The organism is Paenibacillus pasadenensis (assembly GCF_023715725.1).
In the GTDB taxonomy this organism is placed as follows: domain Bacteria; phylum Bacillota; class Bacilli; order Paenibacillales; family Paenibacillaceae; genus Paenibacillus_O; species Paenibacillus_O pasadenensis_A.
The window spans coordinates 563,468-578,205 of sequence record NZ_JAMBOT010000002.1 but is presented as its reverse complement, the minus strand read 5'-3'; the positions used below and the strand labels follow the sequence as shown (position 1 = coordinate 578,205).

The 14,738-nt window shown below is 52.6% G+C and carries 14 protein-coding genes and 1 pseudogene; 6 read left to right on the top strand and 9 right to left on the bottom strand.

Features of this window, described 5'->3' with window-relative positions; all coding sequences use genetic code 11:
* Window positions 1-154 precede the first annotated feature (154 nt).
* A complete protein-coding gene (locus M3223_RS07910) occupies window positions 155-682 on the bottom strand; it encodes a YqhR family membrane protein (protein WP_251560729.1) in 528 nt (175 codons plus the stop codon).
* Between the two features lie 171 nt (window positions 683-853).
* Here M3223_RS07910 and M3223_RS07905 point away from each other — a divergent pair, with 171 nt between their 5' ends.
* Complete coding sequence (locus M3223_RS07905) at window positions 854-1,837, top strand: DUF1385 domain-containing protein (protein ID WP_251560728.1); 984 nt, start codon at window positions 854-856, stop codon at window positions 1,835-1,837.
* 32 nt (window positions 1,838-1,869) lie between these two features.
* Entirely contained in the window at window positions 1,870-2,193 is a 324-nt protein-coding gene (locus M3223_RS07900) for a hypothetical protein (RefSeq protein WP_251560727.1), read from the top strand.
* A gap of 74 nt (window positions 2,194-2,267) precedes the next feature.
* Here the strand turns inward: M3223_RS07900 and mntR are convergent, their stop codons facing one another.
* Window positions 2,268-2,693 (bottom strand): transcriptional regulator MntR, encoded by a 426-nt coding sequence (gene mntR, locus M3223_RS07895; protein ID WP_251560726.1) that lies wholly within the window; start codon window positions 2,691-2,693, stop codon window positions 2,268-2,270.
* 192 nt (window positions 2,694-2,885) lie between these two features.
* Between mntR and splB the strand changes: the two genes are divergently transcribed.
* Complete coding sequence (gene splB / locus M3223_RS07890; RefSeq protein WP_251561011.1) at window positions 2,886-3,932, top strand: spore photoproduct lyase; 1,047 nt, start codon at window positions 2,886-2,888, stop codon at window positions 3,930-3,932.
* Window positions 3,933-4,052: 120 nt separating this feature from the next.
* Here splB and M3223_RS07885 read toward each other — a convergent pair whose 3' ends face one another.
* The 3 genes from M3223_RS07885 to yidD all read right to left on the bottom strand — a co-directional run bounded on the left by M3223_RS07885 (window position 4,053) and on the right by yidD (window position 7,434).
* Window positions 4,053-4,763, bottom strand: coding sequence for a cytochrome c biogenesis CcdA family protein (locus tag M3223_RS07885; RefSeq protein ID WP_251560725.1), 711 nt, complete (start codon window positions 4,761-4,763; stop codon window positions 4,053-4,055).
* 42 nt (window positions 4,764-4,805) lie between these two features.
* The gene (metG, locus tag M3223_RS07880; RefSeq protein WP_251560724.1) at window positions 4,806-6,809 is read right to left on the bottom strand and encodes a methionine--tRNA ligase; all 2,004 of its coding nucleotides are present in this window, start codon (window positions 6,807-6,809) and stop codon (window positions 4,806-4,808) included.
* Window positions 6,810-7,218: 409 nt separating this feature from the next.
* Window positions 7,219-7,434 carry a membrane protein insertion efficiency factor YidD gene (gene yidD / locus M3223_RS07875; RefSeq protein WP_251560723.1) on the bottom strand — a complete coding sequence of 72 codons (216 nt, stop codon included), beginning with the start codon at window positions 7,432-7,434 and terminating at the stop codon, window positions 7,219-7,221.
* Window positions 7,435-7,626: 192 nt separating this feature from the next.
* Here yidD and M3223_RS07870 point away from each other — a divergent pair, with 192 nt between their 5' ends.
* The 3 genes from M3223_RS07870 to M3223_RS07860 are packed head-to-tail and all read left to right on the top strand — an operon-like array spanning window position 7,627 to window position 10,700.
* Window positions 7,627-8,628, top strand: coding sequence for a Gfo/Idh/MocA family protein (locus tag M3223_RS07870; RefSeq protein ID WP_251560722.1), 1,002 nt, complete (start codon window positions 7,627-7,629; stop codon window positions 8,626-8,628).
* 12 nt (window positions 8,629-8,640) lie between these two features.
* On the top strand, window positions 8,641-9,585 hold the full coding sequence (locus M3223_RS07865; protein ID WP_251560721.1) for a helix-turn-helix transcriptional regulator: 945 nt from the start codon (window positions 8,641-8,643) through the stop codon (window positions 9,583-9,585).
* Window positions 9,586-9,590: 5 nt separating this feature from the next.
* On the top strand, window positions 9,591-10,700 hold the full coding sequence (locus M3223_RS07860) for a Gfo/Idh/MocA family protein (RefSeq protein ID WP_251560720.1): 1,110 nt from the start codon (window positions 9,591-9,593) through the stop codon (window positions 10,698-10,700).
* Between the two features lie 67 nt (window positions 10,701-10,767).
* Here the strand turns inward: M3223_RS07860 and M3223_RS07855 are convergent, their stop codons facing one another.
* From M3223_RS07855 to tnpB, 4 genes and pseudogenes are all read right to left on the bottom strand, one after another.
* Window positions 10,768-12,723, bottom strand: a complete 1,956-nt coding sequence (locus M3223_RS07855) for a stalk domain-containing protein (protein WP_251560719.1) — start codon at window positions 12,721-12,723, stop codon at window positions 10,768-10,770.
* Between the two features lie 124 nt (window positions 12,724-12,847).
* On the bottom strand, window positions 12,848-13,069 hold the full coding sequence (locus M3223_RS07850) for a hypothetical protein (RefSeq protein WP_251560718.1): 222 nt from the start codon (window positions 13,067-13,069) through the stop codon (window positions 12,848-12,850).
* A gap of 117 nt (window positions 13,070-13,186) precedes the next feature.
* Window positions 13,187-13,387 carry a hypothetical protein gene (locus M3223_RS07845; protein WP_251560717.1) on the bottom strand — a complete coding sequence of 67 codons (201 nt, stop codon included), beginning with the start codon at window positions 13,385-13,387 and terminating at the stop codon, window positions 13,187-13,189.
* Between the two features lie 181 nt (window positions 13,388-13,568).
* Window positions 13,569-14,709: pseudogene (gene tnpB, locus M3223_RS07840) on the bottom strand (IS200/IS605 family element RNA-guided endonuclease TnpB).
* Window positions 14,710-14,738 lie beyond the last annotated feature (29 nt).

The following is a 14,738-nucleotide window of genomic DNA, read 5'->3' as shown; positions in this document are numbered from 1 at the left end:
TCCAATGCCAAGACGTCAAGCGATACGAACCGCACAACTTGCTCCTGCAGCCCGTATTCGCCGCAATACAAGATGAACGCCGATGCCGGCGGTTCATTCCCGTAAAAAAGGCTACTTGGCATTCTACCATAAAAAAGGAGCCGTTGAGAAGGGCTCATTCCTCCCGGCGCGGCTCCCGCGAGGCTTCGTCGGTGAACTCAAAGGCGATGGAATAACCGATAAAAACGCCCCAGACCGCAAACAGGCACAGCTCTGAAAGCACTCCGTCCCATCCCATCCGGTTAACGGGCTGCGTCATGCCGAGCAATGGACCGAATGCGACAAACAGCAGCGTCCACCATAGCAACCCGTAAATAAACCCTGCCCAAGGCCCTTGTGAGCGGCCGAGCAAAATCTTGTACAGAAAAGCGGCGGCGATGGAAAACAAAATAAAAAACAGGACGCCTGAAATATGTCCCCAGTTCGTTTGCAGAAAAGAATGCTGATAAAACGGTTCAGCCAAAAATCCCGGCAGCACAGGCGTAAAACGGAACGTATACATTAACCAATGGACAAGTCCCCAAATCAGGCCGGCCCAAAAGCCGATCATGAGACAAAATTTCCACGGATTCGTTTGTTGGCGGCGATAAGGGCCTCGCTCTCTTCTCCTCTCTCCAGAAGCTGCGGCAGCGGATGCGCTCATTGTTGTAAACCTCCTCCAGTGTAATGAAGGTAGTATGCACCAGAATGGCTTTGAATACCGCGTCTGCCAGCGCTTATGTCCGCTGGAATTGAAGAAGCTCATCAAGTACAATAGACATAAGCAGATTCAGCGGGACTTGAAACCGCTGCAACACAGAGGAAGGTGAGTCCGTTGTCAGAATCCAATACATCCATTTACGGCGGACAAGCGGTAATTGAGGGCGTCATGTTCGGCGGGCGCAATGTCAACGTTACGGCTGTCCGGCGTAAAAATGACGAAATTCAATATTTTGAAGTTCCAGCTCCAATGAAGAAGCGCTGGTATCAGCCGCTCAAAAAAATTCCTTTTGTGCGCGGCGTAATCGGAATTCTTGAGTCAAGCGCCAGAGGCTCACAGCATCTCAACTTTTCCATGGAAGCTTATGCCGAGGATAGCGAAGACGACGACAGCAAAGCTGAAGCGGAGAAGACTTCTACAGCTAAGCCTGAGAAAAAGGAAGGCTGGAGCCTTGCGATGGTTTTTGGAGTCGCCGTCGCCGGGGTAATAAGCTTTATCGTCGGCAAAGTGGTGTTTACCGCGGTGCCCGCAATTGTTGAAGAGTTTTTATTCGGCGGCAAATTCAATAATATTGTCGTGCACAACCTGCTGGAAGGCGCCATTAAAATCGGATTTTTATTAACTTATCTGTACCTTCTGTCTTTAACCCCAATGATTAAACGGCTGTTCCAGTATCATGGAGCCGAGCACAAAGTCATTACCGCTTACGAGAACGGCGTTGAACTGACTGTAGCCAATGTCCAGAAGTTCACGCGGCTGCATTACCGCTGCGGCAGCAGTTTTATTATTTTTTCCGTGTTAGTCGGCGTCATCGTCTATTCCTTCTTCACCTGGGATACGCTATGGGAGCGGGTCTACATTCGTCTGCTGCTGCTTCCGGTCGTACTTGGCGTATCCTACGAAGTTCTCCGGTTCACGAATTCCTTGCGCGAAGTGCCTGTGCTGCGTTATCTCGGTTATCCGGGCCTGTGGCTGCAGCTTCTTACGACCAAGGAACCGACGGACGATCAGGTAGCAGTATCGATTGCCTCGTTCAACCGCATGCGCGAGCTGGAAAAGGAAATTAACGCTCCGCGTCCGGCCGGGCAGGCGGTTTAATCTCAGCAGTCAACGAAAGGCGGAGGGTCAATATGAAGCGAAGAACAACAGCGATAGGAACAGGCATTGTGGCGGTTCTTGGGGCAATCGGACTCATCAACATGATCGCCCAGCGCAATTACTCCGCCATGCTTTTTCCCTTGGCGTTAATCGCCCTCATCTGGGGTCTTTATAAGTGGTATCCCAGGTGGGCTGCTTCAAATTCCGGCTACAAGCCGCGCAATACGACCGCTTCCAGAACTGCAGCAAAACCGCGTCCAACAGCATCTGCTGCCAAAACCCGCACCCGCAAAGCTTCGCCTTTCCGCGTTATTGAAGGCGGTAAGGATGATGACGGAATGCCTAAATATCACTGACAAAAAGGCTGTTCCCGCGGGGGAACAGCCTTTTTCATTCGAGATTAATGATGAATTCCGTTGAACTTGAGCCATTAAGCCTCGGTGTCCAGCTCGCTGCGAACTCCGCGCAGCGCTTCGAGACGCTGAGCGTCCCGCCGGAAGTATTCAACCAGCGTTTCGATGCAAGTAATGGAATCCCAGCTCAAATGATGCTCGATTCCTTCCACATCCCGGTAAATATTTTCCTCCTGAACGCCGATCACCTGCAAAAACTCCTCCAGCAGATGATGCCTTTCCACTAGCCTCTTGCCCATTTTTTTGCCTTTGCTGGTTAGCACCAATCCCCGATACTTTTCGTAAATGAGGTACTGGTCCTTATCCAGCTTTTGAATCATTTTGGTTACGGAGGAAGGATGGACCTCCAGTCCCTCCGCTATATCCGAAACGCGGGCGTAACCCTTTTCCTCGATCAGCTTATAGATCCGCTCCAGATAATCCTCCATGCTCGGTGTAGGCATGTAAACCCTCCTAACCGGCCGTACACCTGCGCTGGTGACTGCCATGCTCCTTAGTATCATACAACGTAAGGAAATAAAACTGCAACTTTGCTCCTGCCCCTAATTTACCGGTTTGGAGCGCGACGGCCGAGGCTAAACTAAAACCCGTACTCATTCCGCTCGTTGAGGAGGATTGGCCCTGTGAGCACAACAATGGAAAGACCGCGTACGGGCCGGCCGGATGTGTTTGTGCCGGAGCTCGTCTATTTTGAACCTGATTCGCTGAATTATCCAAAAGGCCGGCGCATCCACGAATGGGCCGTGAAACAAGGCTTGCCGATTCGTATGACAACATCCCATAACCGAATCACTAATCTTCCCGGAGACAGCGAACTGGAGCAGTATAAAATCGCTAAACGGACGCTTGTGGTCGGCCTCCGCAAAACGCTGACCTTTGATCAATCCAAGCCTTCGGCTGAATATGCGATTCCAATTGCGACCGGCTGCATGGCTCACTGCCATTATTGCTATTTGCAAACAACGCTCGGAGCGAAGCCTTATATCCGCGTGTATGTAAATACTGACGACATTATGGAAGCTGCCCGCGGATACATTAAAGAGCGAATTCCGCAAATGACCCGCTTTGAAGCGGCCTGCACATCCGATCCGGTCGGCCTGGAGCCGATTAGCGGCTCGCTGGCTGAGCTGATCGAATTTATGGCGGAGCAGGAATTCGGGAGATTGCGTTTTGTCACCAAATTTCATCATGTTGATTCTCTGCTCGGCCTCAATCATAACGGGCATACCCGCATCCGCTTCAGCGTCAACGACCGTTATGTCATTAAAAACTTTGAACCCGCAACATCCCGCTTTGAACAGCGCATTGAGGCGGCAGGCAAAGTGGCGCGCGCCGGTTATCCAATCGGATTCATCATTGCGCCGATTATTTGGCATGACGGCTGGGAAGAGGGATATGCCGAGCTGCTTGAAAATCTGGCCAAGACGCTTCCTTCCGGCATTCCCGACCTGACCTTTGAATTAATTCAACACCGCTTCACCAAAACAGCGAAAAATACGATTGAAAAGCGCTATCCTAAAACAAAGCTGGAAATGGATATTGAAAAACGCAAATATAAATGGGGCCGCTGGGGGCAAGGCAAGTACGTTTACCCCGATGAACAGGCAAATGCGCTCCGCATGTTTATCTCGGAGCGCATTTTTGAACACTTCCCGCAGGCTACAATTGATTATTTCACATAAGGCAGAAGTTCGTTGAAAGAGAAGCGAAGCCAAAGATCGAGCCCGGAGAAGCGGCAGCGTTCGCCTTTTGACGATCGGAGGGCCGATTTTTGGCGCAGCGGACGATTTTCAACGACCCCTCTAGAATCTAAGCCATTCCGGCGTGATGCTGTTCAGGTAGACCGTAATCATAAACATGCGGTCGGTGAACAGCAGAACGCCCATTACGATCATAAGCGCCCCGCCTACCTTCATCATGATCGAGGAATATTTCTGAATCCAACGCGCTGATCCGATGAAAAAGGCCATCACAAAAAACGGAATTGCAAATCCGAGCGCATAAGCAGTTGTAAGTGCGAACCAGGTTCCCGGATCGGATGCAGCAAGCGCAAGAATTCCCGCCAAAATCGGTCCGATACACGGCGACCACCCCGCCGAAAACCCTACACCAAAAATGAATGATCCAACGTACCCTGACTTCAGCTTGACAGGAAGTTTAACATCTCTCATCAATGCTCTAGGCTGGAACAAGCCGATTAAAAACAGCCCCATCAGCATAATCAATATAGCCGACAGCATGCGGATCAGATCCTGATAGTCTGCGAACAGCTCGGCCAGCTTGTTTGTGCTGTAACCGAGCGTGTAATATACGGCGGAGAATCCAAGGATAAAAAACAGCGTGTGGCTCATCGTGCGTTTGCGGATTTCGGCGCCGGGTTTCTCGCTTTTAAGATCCGACACCGAAATTCCGGTTACGTAGGAAAGATAGGATGGATAAAGCGGCAGGCAGCATGGCGAGATGAATGACGCGATGCCGCCAATAAACGCCAATCCGATGTTAAGACTGGACATAAGCGGGGAAATCCCCCTTTCGCATAGGTGAGCTCGCTTAACCTACTTTACAACAGCGCCGTTTGGCATGGAATCCGGCACCGTTGCAAGCGTCAGCTGGTCGCCTTGGGATGCTGCCAGAATCATGCCCCGCGACAGCTCGCCACGCAGCTTGACCGGCTTCAGATTCGTTACGCATATTACTTTGCGTCCCACCAGCTCTTCCGGCTTGTAAAACTTCGCGATGCCCGAAACGACCTGTCGCTGCTCGAAGCCAAGATCCAGCTGCAGCTTCAGCAGCTTGTCGGCCTTCGGCACAGGCTCAGCTGCGATAACCTGGGCTACGCGGAGCTCTACCTTGGCAAAATCGTCGATGCCGATCTCTTCTTTCAGCTCCGGGACCTCTGCTGGAGCCGAAGCGGCTGCTGCGGACGTATTCTTGTCACCGGTTGCCGCTTCTGCCCCTTCGACAGGCTTGGCGCCGCCGGAAATCGAGCCTACGATATAAGCGATTTCCTCCTCCGCATCGAGACGCGGGAACAGCGGGTTTCCTTTGACAACGCGAGTTCCGCCTGGCAGAGATCCGAAAGCGCGGGTGCTGTCCCAAACCGACAGTTCTCCTTCACCAACTCCAAGCTGCAGGCGGATTTCCTTCGGAGCATGAGTCATAAACGGCGTCAGGAGAACCGAAACGATGCGCAGCGACTCCGCCAGATGGTACATCGCCGACGCCAGCTCCGGGCGGCGCGCCTCGTCTTTGGCAAGCACCCAAGGCTGAGTTTCATCGATGTATTTGTTCGTGCGGCTCACAAGCTGCCATACCGCAGACAGCGCGACGGAGAACTCCATCTTATCCATAGCCGCTTCAACCGCGTCGATCGTGTCGGCAGCCTGCTTCTGCAGCAGCTCGTCAAACAGCGTTACCGTTCCGGAGAAGGCTGGAATTTCGCCTCCAAAATATTTGTCGATCATCGCAACGGTCCGGTTCAGCAAATTGCCGAGATCGTTGGCGAGGTCAAAATTGAGCCTTTCCACAAAACCTTCCGGCGTAAACGTGCCATCCGAGCCAAACGGAACCTCGCGGAGCAGGAAGTAGCGCAGCGCATCCAGGCCGTAACGCTCCAGAAGAACGACCGGATCGATAACATTGCCCTTGGATTTGGACATTTTGCCTTCCTTGACAAGCCACCAGCCGTGTCCGAACACCTTTTTCGGCAGCGGCAGGTCAAGCGCCATCAGCATAATTGGCCAATAAATCGTATGGAAACGGACAATTTCCTTGCCGACCAGATGTACGTCAGCAGGCCAGAACTGGTTGTATTTTCCTTCATTATCCGTGCCGTAACCAAGCGCAGTAATATAATTCGAAAGCGCGTCAATCCATACATAGATGACATGCTCGGGATCGTTTGGAACTTTAATGCCCCATTCAAACGTCGTCCGCGATACGGCGAGGTCTTCCAGACCTGGTTTGATGAAGTTGTTGATCATCTCATTTTTACGGGACTCCGGCTGAATGAAGTCGGGATGCTCCTCGTAATATTGCAGCAGACGATCCGCATACTTGCTCATGCGGAAGAAGTAGCTTTCCTCCTTAACCAGCTCGACAGGGCGTCCGCAGTCCGGGCAGTTGCCGTTTTCGAGCTGACGCTCCGTAAAAAACGATTCGCACGGCGTGCAATACCAGCCCTCGTAGGTTCCTTTATAAATGTCCCCTTGGTCGAGCAGCTGCCTGAAAATTTTCTGCACCGGAATTTTATGCCGTTCTTCCGTCGTGCGGATGAAATCATCGTTGCTTATTTCAAGCTTGGTCCACAGCTTTTGAATGTCGGAGACGGTGTTATCGAGAAATTGAATCGGCGTCAAGCCTTTTTCGGCTGCGGTGCGTTCAATTTTTTGTCCATGCTCGTCGGTTCCGGTCAAGTACCAGACGTCATATCCTCTCGCCCGCTTGTAGCGGGCCATAGCGTCGCCAGCCAGCGTGCAGTAGGCGTGACCGATATGCAGCTTGCCGCTTGGATAGTAGATTGGCGTTGTAATATAAAACGACTTGGCTTTGTCAGTCATAATATCTTCTCCTTTGATTTGAATCGGCAGCGTTGGGCCGTAAACCTATCGGGTTTTCCGGAAATACAAAAAGCCCCCGTCCGCAATGGGACGAGAGCGGGAGCGCTTCGTGGTACCACCCAAATTCCCTTCCCTCTCCAGTCGGAGAATAAGGAAGGCTTCGTGTCGCCGTTCCGGCCGGAACGGCAATTCGCCATTAACGCCGGCAGCCGCGTTTATCCCTTGCGCCACATTCTGTACGGCGCTCGGAACAAATCCCTCAGGGACCATCTTCGTCTCTCTCCTCCGGCCGGCTTGCACCAACTTGCCCGGCTCTCTGGAACGGCGGCGGAGAAACTACTCTTCCCGTCATCGGATTACGTATTTAATGGTAATAATACCGAATGCCTTCCGTACCTGTCAAGGAACGTCAGGGAACCGGATCAATCCCTCCGGGATGAAACGGATGGCATCGCATAATGCGCCGCGCCGCAAGCCAGGAGCCCTTAGCTGCACCGTGTTTTTCAATCGCTTCCAGCGCATAAGCGGAGCAGGTCGGATAAAACCGGCAGGTCGGCGGCTTGAGCGGCGAAATGACGGTGCGGTATACATGAATCGGCGCTTTAACCACTCGTTTAAAGCTCAATGAGCGGCCCCCTTCCCCATCCTTTTCTCTACTGTTTCTATTTTGAAGCAGAACGATACAAGAAGCAACCCGACGTAATTTTGCATATTTAATGTCCTTTTTGTACACTATCTTCTGTCACAGGGCTATGATACTTTAAAGACATGTCGCATTATCTTAGACACTCGAGAATCGAAGGGAGATTAATTCCGAATGAAAATCCGCATTGCTAAACTCAGCTACTGGCATGTCCATGCCTGGGACTATACCCGTAACGCCAACGAACATCCCGATACCGAAATTACAGCTGTATGGGACGAGCTGCCGCAGCGCGGACAGGAAGCCGCCGAAAAGCTTGGCGTTCCTTTCTATTCGAATCTTGATGAAGTGCTGGCCCGCGATGATATTGACGCCGTTATTGTGGATGCCCCAACGTCGATGCACCGTGATGTAATGGTTAAGGCCGCACGCGCAGGCAAGCATATTTTTACCGAAAAGGTCGTCGCTCCGACTACAGCAGAGCTGAACGATATATTGAAAGCGGTTGAAGAAGCAGGCGTGAAGCTTACCGTTTCGCTTCCGCGCCTGTACGATGCCTACACGGTCGCTATTCGTGATGTGCTGGCAAAAGGGCTGATTGGCGAACCGACCCAAGTCAGAGTGCGCATGGCGCATGACGGAGCAATCGGAAACTGGCTTCCGGAGCATTTTTACACGCTGGAGCAGACAGCCGGCGGCGCCATGATCGACCTCGGCTGCCATCCGATGTATTTGACCAGCCTTTTCCTCGGCGGCCTGCCGGAAAAAATCACGGCCTCCTACGGTTATGTCACGGGACGCGAAGTCGAGGATAATGCCATTGCCCTGCTCTCTTATCCGAATGGAGCGATTGGCGTGGTGGAAGCCGGCTTCTCCAGCAAACATTCCCCGTTCCAGATCGAAATCTCCGGAACGCAAGGCACGCTGCTCTACGGGATGCCGGAGGACCGCCTGCTCGTGCGCAGCGAACAGCTGGACAAAAAGATCTGGAGTGAGCTTCCGCTTGCGGAACCGCTGCCGAGCGCGTTCAGCCAATGGGTCAGCCATATTCAAAACGGTACGGTTGCCGAGGAGAATCTGCAGCTCGCAAGTAACCTGACCCGTCTCATGGAGGCGGCTAATCTGTCCGCAGCCCAAGGACGCAGCATTCAACTTTCCGAGCTTTCCGAAGCATAGGGGGAACAACGCGTGGCCAAACTCTATGCCCCGATGCTTGTAAAGCCGGACATCCTGGACCGGATGGAGTTAAGCTTCAACTGGGGCCGCTACCGGCTGCGCGTGCTGCGTCTGCATTTGGATCCTTTTCCAAGAGGCTATTTTATCCGGTTTCATAAACATTCGGAATATGAATTCCACTTCATCGCCGCCGGATACGGCCAGGTTACACTGGAAGAAGGAGAGTTCGATCTCACGGAGGGCATGTTCTACTTGACCGGGCCCGGCGTGATGCATCAGCAGCTTGGCGGCGAGGATGAAACCATGTACGAGCTGTGCCTGCATATCGACATCAATCCTCTCCACGGGCCCTTTCCCGACGAAGAAGATTGGGAGGCTTTAGAGGCGCGCAATTGCATAGAAACGCTAGACCGGTTAGGCGCCTTTCCGAAGCATGACCGCAGTATGGCGATGCCTTGGTTTCTCGCCGCTTATCAAGCAGTCGCCGAGGCGCAGCCCGGCTGGGCGACAACCGTCAAGCAGGCCGTAATTCAAATTCTGCTGCGCGCCTCGCATGCCGCTCTCGATAGCCCTCCGGCCGTACGCCAGCTGGAGCGAGACATGGCCAGCTACCGCTTTCAGCGGGTAACACAGTTCATCCAGGACAATTACGCCAGCCCGATTACGCTGAAGGAAGTTGCGGAGCGGATTCACGTGAGCAGCCGCCAGCTGCAGCGCATTATGAAAGACCAGGGCGGCGTTTCCTTCAGCGAATATTTGGAGCGCTGCAGGCTGGACCGGGTATGCACGGCGTTGGCGGAAGGAGGCTCGTCCATTGAGCAAATTGCAACGGACAACGGCTTCCAAAGCGGCAACTACTTGCATTACGTCTTCCGCCGCAGATTTGGAATGACCCCGAGCCGATACCGCGAAAACTCTCGAAGTCTTCCGGACTGGCAGCATATACACAAGGAGTGACCTACATGTCCACTCAGACTCTTCGAATCGGCATCATCGGCAGCGGCGGAATCGCCGGCATGCATGCCGCTTCCTATAAAACAATCGCAGGTGTCGAAATTGCAGCCGTTGCCGACGCTATCCCAGGCAAAGCTGCTGAATTTGTAGAGCGGCACGGCCTTACCGGCACGCTTGCATTTGACGATTACCGCGAGCTGCTGAAGCTCGATCTAGACGGAGTCAGCATCTGCACGCCCAATTCGGCGCATCGCCAGCCGACTGTAGACTCTCTCAACGCTGGCAAACATGTGCTGCTCGAAAAACCGATGTCCGTCACACTGGACGAAGGCCTCGACATGGTGCGCGCCTCCCGGCGGAACGGACGCATGCTCACGATCGGCTTTCAGCCGCGTTATGATCCGAACATGAAGCTGATTCAGGATATCGTGCGCTCCGGCAAATTGGGCAAAGTTTATTATGTCGAAACGGGCGGCGGACGCCGCCGCGGCATGCCGGGCGGAACGTTTATCCGCAAAGAGCTGGCAGGCGCCGGAGCGATGGCCGATATCGGCTGTTACTCTCTTGATATGGCTCTGAATGCGCTGGACTATCCGAAACCGCTGACCGTTTCAGCCAGCACCTTCAACCATTTCGGCCGTAACCCGCTCTACCATCCTGAGGCCGACCGGTTCGATGTGGAAGACTTTGGCGCGGCAATGATTCGCTTCGAAGGCGACTTGACGCTTCATTTTAAAATCAGCTGGGCAATGCATCTGGACTCCCTGGGAACGACCAACTTCCTCGGCACGGATGCCGGCCTGAAAATAACGCCGTTTGGCCAGGGCAACTGGTCCGGCGTATGGGACGGTAAAGTCGGCAGCATCCAGATGTACCATGACTTCATGGGCGGCCAGACGATGACGCAAATCCCAATGATCGAGCATCAGCTGGATCTGTTTCGGGAAAAGGTGCGCGACTTCGTGGATGCCATCCGCGAAGGACGGGGAGCCCCTATTCCCGGCGAGCAAATTTTGATTCAACAGGCGATTATCGACGGCGTGCTCCGCTCAGCGGAACAGCGTGCCGAAGTAAGCGTAACCGTACCGGATTATGCTGGCGGGTCCGCTGACGAATAGATTTCTAACAAGAAAAGCCCAGGTCATTTGTCATGACCTGGGCTTTTCTTTGTGCTTAATATGAGAATCAGCTTTTCTCTTCCGGCAGCGGCTGGAAGAGCATTGCAATCGGCAAATTGCTGCCGGAAGCGATCAGATAGGTCAAATTCAGCGTTTCAACTGTGTTACCCGAGCGGTATAAAACCATGGCCTCATTTTGCGAGCGCAGCCAGCCATTTTTGGGAACCGGTACGAGAGTGCCGTTCACCAGAAACGCGCCGGTATACAAGCCGCCGCGCGGATTGATGGCAACTAACGTCCGCGGAGCCAGCCGGATGTTCATTTTATAGAGCACGCCGAAGTTGCCGCGATTCAGCTGCAGAGATCCGTCCGTGTTATCGTAACCGTCCAGATAGGGATCCAGCTTGTTGTCGCCAAGCACAATCCGCTCCGGTTTATCGCCAAGGATGCCTTCAATGTCAATCGCACGAGTTGCATTGTTGAACGATCCGCGGGTATGCTTGCCGTCAGCCGGCATCAGCTCCATCCGGTTCACTTCCTTCAGCGGGTCCTTGCCGTCGGCGACGACAATAATGCGGAAGCGCAGCGTCTCATCAGAGGTCACATCTGCGTAACCGGAATAAACAAGTCCCGGCTTGATCGCCCCGGCCGAGATTTCAGTCAGCACCACTTTGGACTCGCCCGGTTTAACGCTGGTGTATTTCACTGGCGGGTTTTTGGTCAGAGACTCCAAATATCGCACGGTAGACATTTTACCCGTAGAATCCTCGTATTGCGCCGGTCCGCCCGTCCCGGTATGTTTCACGCCGAATTGGGCCGTCCGCCAGCCTTCGTTCGTAACGACCAGATACATGCGGAGCGGAATGTTCGTTGTGTTTTTGTTATGGAAAAGCAGCCTTATTTCGCCTTCAAACTGGTCGTCATAGGCGATTCCCTCCGATGTCCATAATTCCGGGCTGTTGCTGCGTACAAGCTTGGAAGGCTCGGAATGATAGTCATACGACAAAGCCGGAATGTTCAGCACAGATTTCCCATCAATGGGGAAAATATTGCCGATATCCGTGAACAGCTTGCCATACTCCTCGCGGGAATACAGCACCTCGTTCGAAACGGTGATCGTTTTGGTTATGCTAGACGCGTAACCTTCCTCATCCGTAACCTCCAGCGTGACTGACTTCTCTCCCGGCTCAAAAAACACATCCTGCTTCCCGATCCAGTATTCCTTCAAATCACTCGTTGAATCATCTGTGCTCAGGTTCATATAATTGATGCGCTCGCCAATCCGGTAGACTTCTTTATCCGTACGGAAATCCGCATTCGGCGGCTGATTCGGCGCATGCACCTGAAAGGTAAGCGTAAACGGTTCGCTCCATTCCCCGGTAATGTCCTGCACCTTGCGGGTAACCGTATAAACGCCTGGCTCAAGAAACACCTCCTGCCGCCCCTGCCATTCCTCGTTCTGTAACGGCCCGCCGTTCGGTGAGCTGAAATGATCGATGTAGGTGACAGGATCGCCGGTATAAATTTTAGCCGGCTGCACGCTGAACGCAGCGCTTGGCTTGGTATCCCAGGCGAGTTTCACTTTGGTGCCCGAAGCCGTTAATTTGCTGTTCGTGGCTAACGCCCAGGTGCGGACCGGCACCATCAGAGAGCCATTTAACGAAAAGGACGTAGCTGGTCCCGTCATCTTTTTGCCGTTAACCTTGTATTCCCGCGTGTTCATTCGAAAACGAATTTCTTGTCCCGCGCTGCGCGCGATGGACTCCTTCGATTTGGCGTCGTAAGAAATAGTATAACCGTAGCGCGCCGCCATCGAGCTAAAGGATCCATATGAAAATCCGTTTTTAATCGTCAGAGGCTGAGCTCCGGTGTAAGCTGTGCCGTTAAGCACCATCGTTTTGCTGTTTTTTGTCAGCACAAGCTCATTGGAAGCGCCAAGCGCCTCCGCCGGAGCTGATGCGACGCCGCTCAGCAGTGGCAAAGCCAAGAGAGTAACCGTCAGCAGCCATTTCAATCGTTTCATGCTTCGACTCCTTTTTTGTCGGACTGCACCGGATGCCGTGCTATCCCTATGTCGTAAGCATTAACGCTAACTGGCCCCCAAAGTTGCGATTTTACAAGGAAACGTCATAAATTCGCCATATGGCTTAACCGTTTAATCTCATATTTGTCAGAAATGCCGCAGCCATTAAAATAAACAGCAAAATAGCCCCGATGGCAGCGAATGTCCGGCGGCGGCGGTGCCTGGAGAGCAGCTCCGGCGAATCTTTGCGATGCAGCGCATCCGCATAAGCCCGCTGCAGGAACATATACCAAATCAACGTCGCCACAAATCCCATATTGCTAATAAACCATATTTTTTGCCACATCAGAAAGCCTCTTTCCTTCTCATAAATGGATTGAATTAGATCCAGACCGCCCCTGAAATCTTCGATAGACATTAAAAAAACCGCAAAAGCGGTTTTAGTCAAATGCAATTGATAGGGCTAGATATACCATAAATCCAACAAAATGTAGAACACAATCGCACTGATCACGCCTCCTGCGAAGTAAAACCAGCCTTGCCGGAAGCGCTGCTGGAACATTCTCAGTACGCCAAGACTAAGCAGTGAAAATATGAGCAGAATGAAAACTGCCCCCAGGACAAACAATCCTGCGGAAACATTGCTAACGTCAACGGCTGTCACCTTGGACACTCCCTTATGTATAATTCAGTCTCTTAAAATCATAAAGGAAGCGTTTGCCAAACGCAACCGCATGCGCTCATCCAATTTTGACGCTATGTTCACAATTTAGACGGATCGCCTTGAACGCTCCCACCACCTGGAGAGGTGGAGGATTCTTGCGAACAGAGAAGCATCCTTCTCTTTAGGAGCAAGCGATCCCTGCGGTTCCCGCAGTTGAGTTGGGATGTCCCAACAAACGTAGCCCTTCTTGCCTGATGTTCATGCTCGCGTTATGATCCCGGTCGTGATTCGTGCCGCAACGAGAACAACTCCATTCCCGCAGGCTAAGCTGTTTCACGTCGCGATTTCGGTTTCCGCACACATGACAAAGCTGACTGGATGGATAGGTTTTTGCCACGGTCTGAATTTGACGGCCATACCAAGCCGCTTTATAAGTCAGCATCGTGCGAAGCGTGGCCCAACACGCGTCTCCAATGGACTTGGCCAGCTTGGAATGTTGCATGAGGTGACTTACCTGCAGCTCTTCCAGGCAGATCGTTTGGTTGTCACGAATCCACTTGGTCGAGAGCTTGTGCAAAAAGTCCTGTCGGCAGTTGGCGATTTCCTCATGAATCCGAGCGATCTTCTGCTTCGCCTTGGCATAATTTGAACAACCTTTTGTTCGCCGCGACAAGCGGCGCTGCCAGAAAGCCAATTTTTTTCGAAGGTGCGGAGATGCTTCGGATTGGACACGACTTCCCCGTTGCTGCACACCGCAAGCGATTTGAGACCCAAGTCAACACCTATGCCTGTTTCCAATTCAGGAAGCGGCTCCATCTCCACTTCGCATAGAATCGAGACAAAGTATTTGCCTGTTGGGTTCTTCCGAATTGTAGCGGAGAGGATTCGTCCCTCTACGTTCCTGGACTTGGCAAACCGAACCCAACCCAGCTTAGGCAGCTTCAGTCGGTCGCCTTTAATCGCAATGTTATCGTTGGTATATTTCGTGGTGTAGCTTTGTACAGGATTCCGCTTCGATTTAAAACAAGGGGCCTTATTCTGCCTCTGGTGAAACCGTGCAAAAGCATCCGCCAGGTTCCGTACACTGGATTGCAGAGCCATGCTGTCCACTTCTTTTAGCCAGGAAAAGAGACGCTTGAGGGAAGGCAGTCCGATGGCACAGGTGTTGTAGGTCAGCCCTTTTCCTGATTCTTGGTAGGTTTGATTCCACTTTTCAAGGAAGTGTTAAAGACATAGCGGGCGCAGCCGATGGTTTTATGGATGAGCGTCCGTTGTTCTTCGGTGGGATAGATGCGAAAGCGAAACGCCTTGTGATGCACCATGCAACCATCACCTCCGGTTTTGCGGTCTC

Excerpts from the sequence above, each read along its gene's own strand:
- M3223_RS07910 (WP_251560729.1), bottom strand. The coding sequence starts at position 682 with ATGAGCGCATCCGCTGCCGCAGCTTCTGGAGAGAGGAGAAGAGAGCGA.
- M3223_RS07900 (WP_251560727.1), top strand. The coding sequence starts at position 1,870 with ATGAAGCGAAGAACAACAGCGATAGGAACAGGCATTGTGGCGGTTCTT.
- mntR (WP_251560726.1), bottom strand. The coding sequence starts at position 2,693 with ATGCCTACACCGAGCATGGAGGATTATCTGGAGCGGATCTATAAGCTG.
- splB (WP_251561011.1), top strand. The coding sequence starts at position 2,886 with ATGGAAAGACCGCGTACGGGCCGGCCGGATGTGTTTGTGCCGGAGCTC.
- M3223_RS07885 (WP_251560725.1), bottom strand. The coding sequence starts at position 4,763 with ATGTCCAGTCTTAACATCGGATTGGCGTTTATTGGCGGCATCGCGTCA.
- metG (WP_251560724.1), bottom strand. The coding sequence starts at position 6,809 with ATGACTGACAAAGCCAAGTCGTTTTATATTACAACGCCAATCTACTAT.
- M3223_RS07870 (WP_251560722.1), top strand. The coding sequence starts at position 7,627 with ATGAAAATCCGCATTGCTAAACTCAGCTACTGGCATGTCCATGCCTGG.
- M3223_RS07860 (WP_251560720.1), top strand. The coding sequence starts at position 9,591 with ATGTCCACTCAGACTCTTCGAATCGGCATCATCGGCAGCGGCGGAATC.
- M3223_RS07855 (WP_251560719.1), bottom strand. The coding sequence starts at position 12,723 with ATGAAACGATTGAAATGGCTGCTGACGGTTACTCTCTTGGCTTTGCCA.
- M3223_RS07850 (WP_251560718.1), bottom strand. The coding sequence starts at position 13,069 with ATGTGGCAAAAAATATGGTTTATTAGCAATATGGGATTTGTGGCGACG.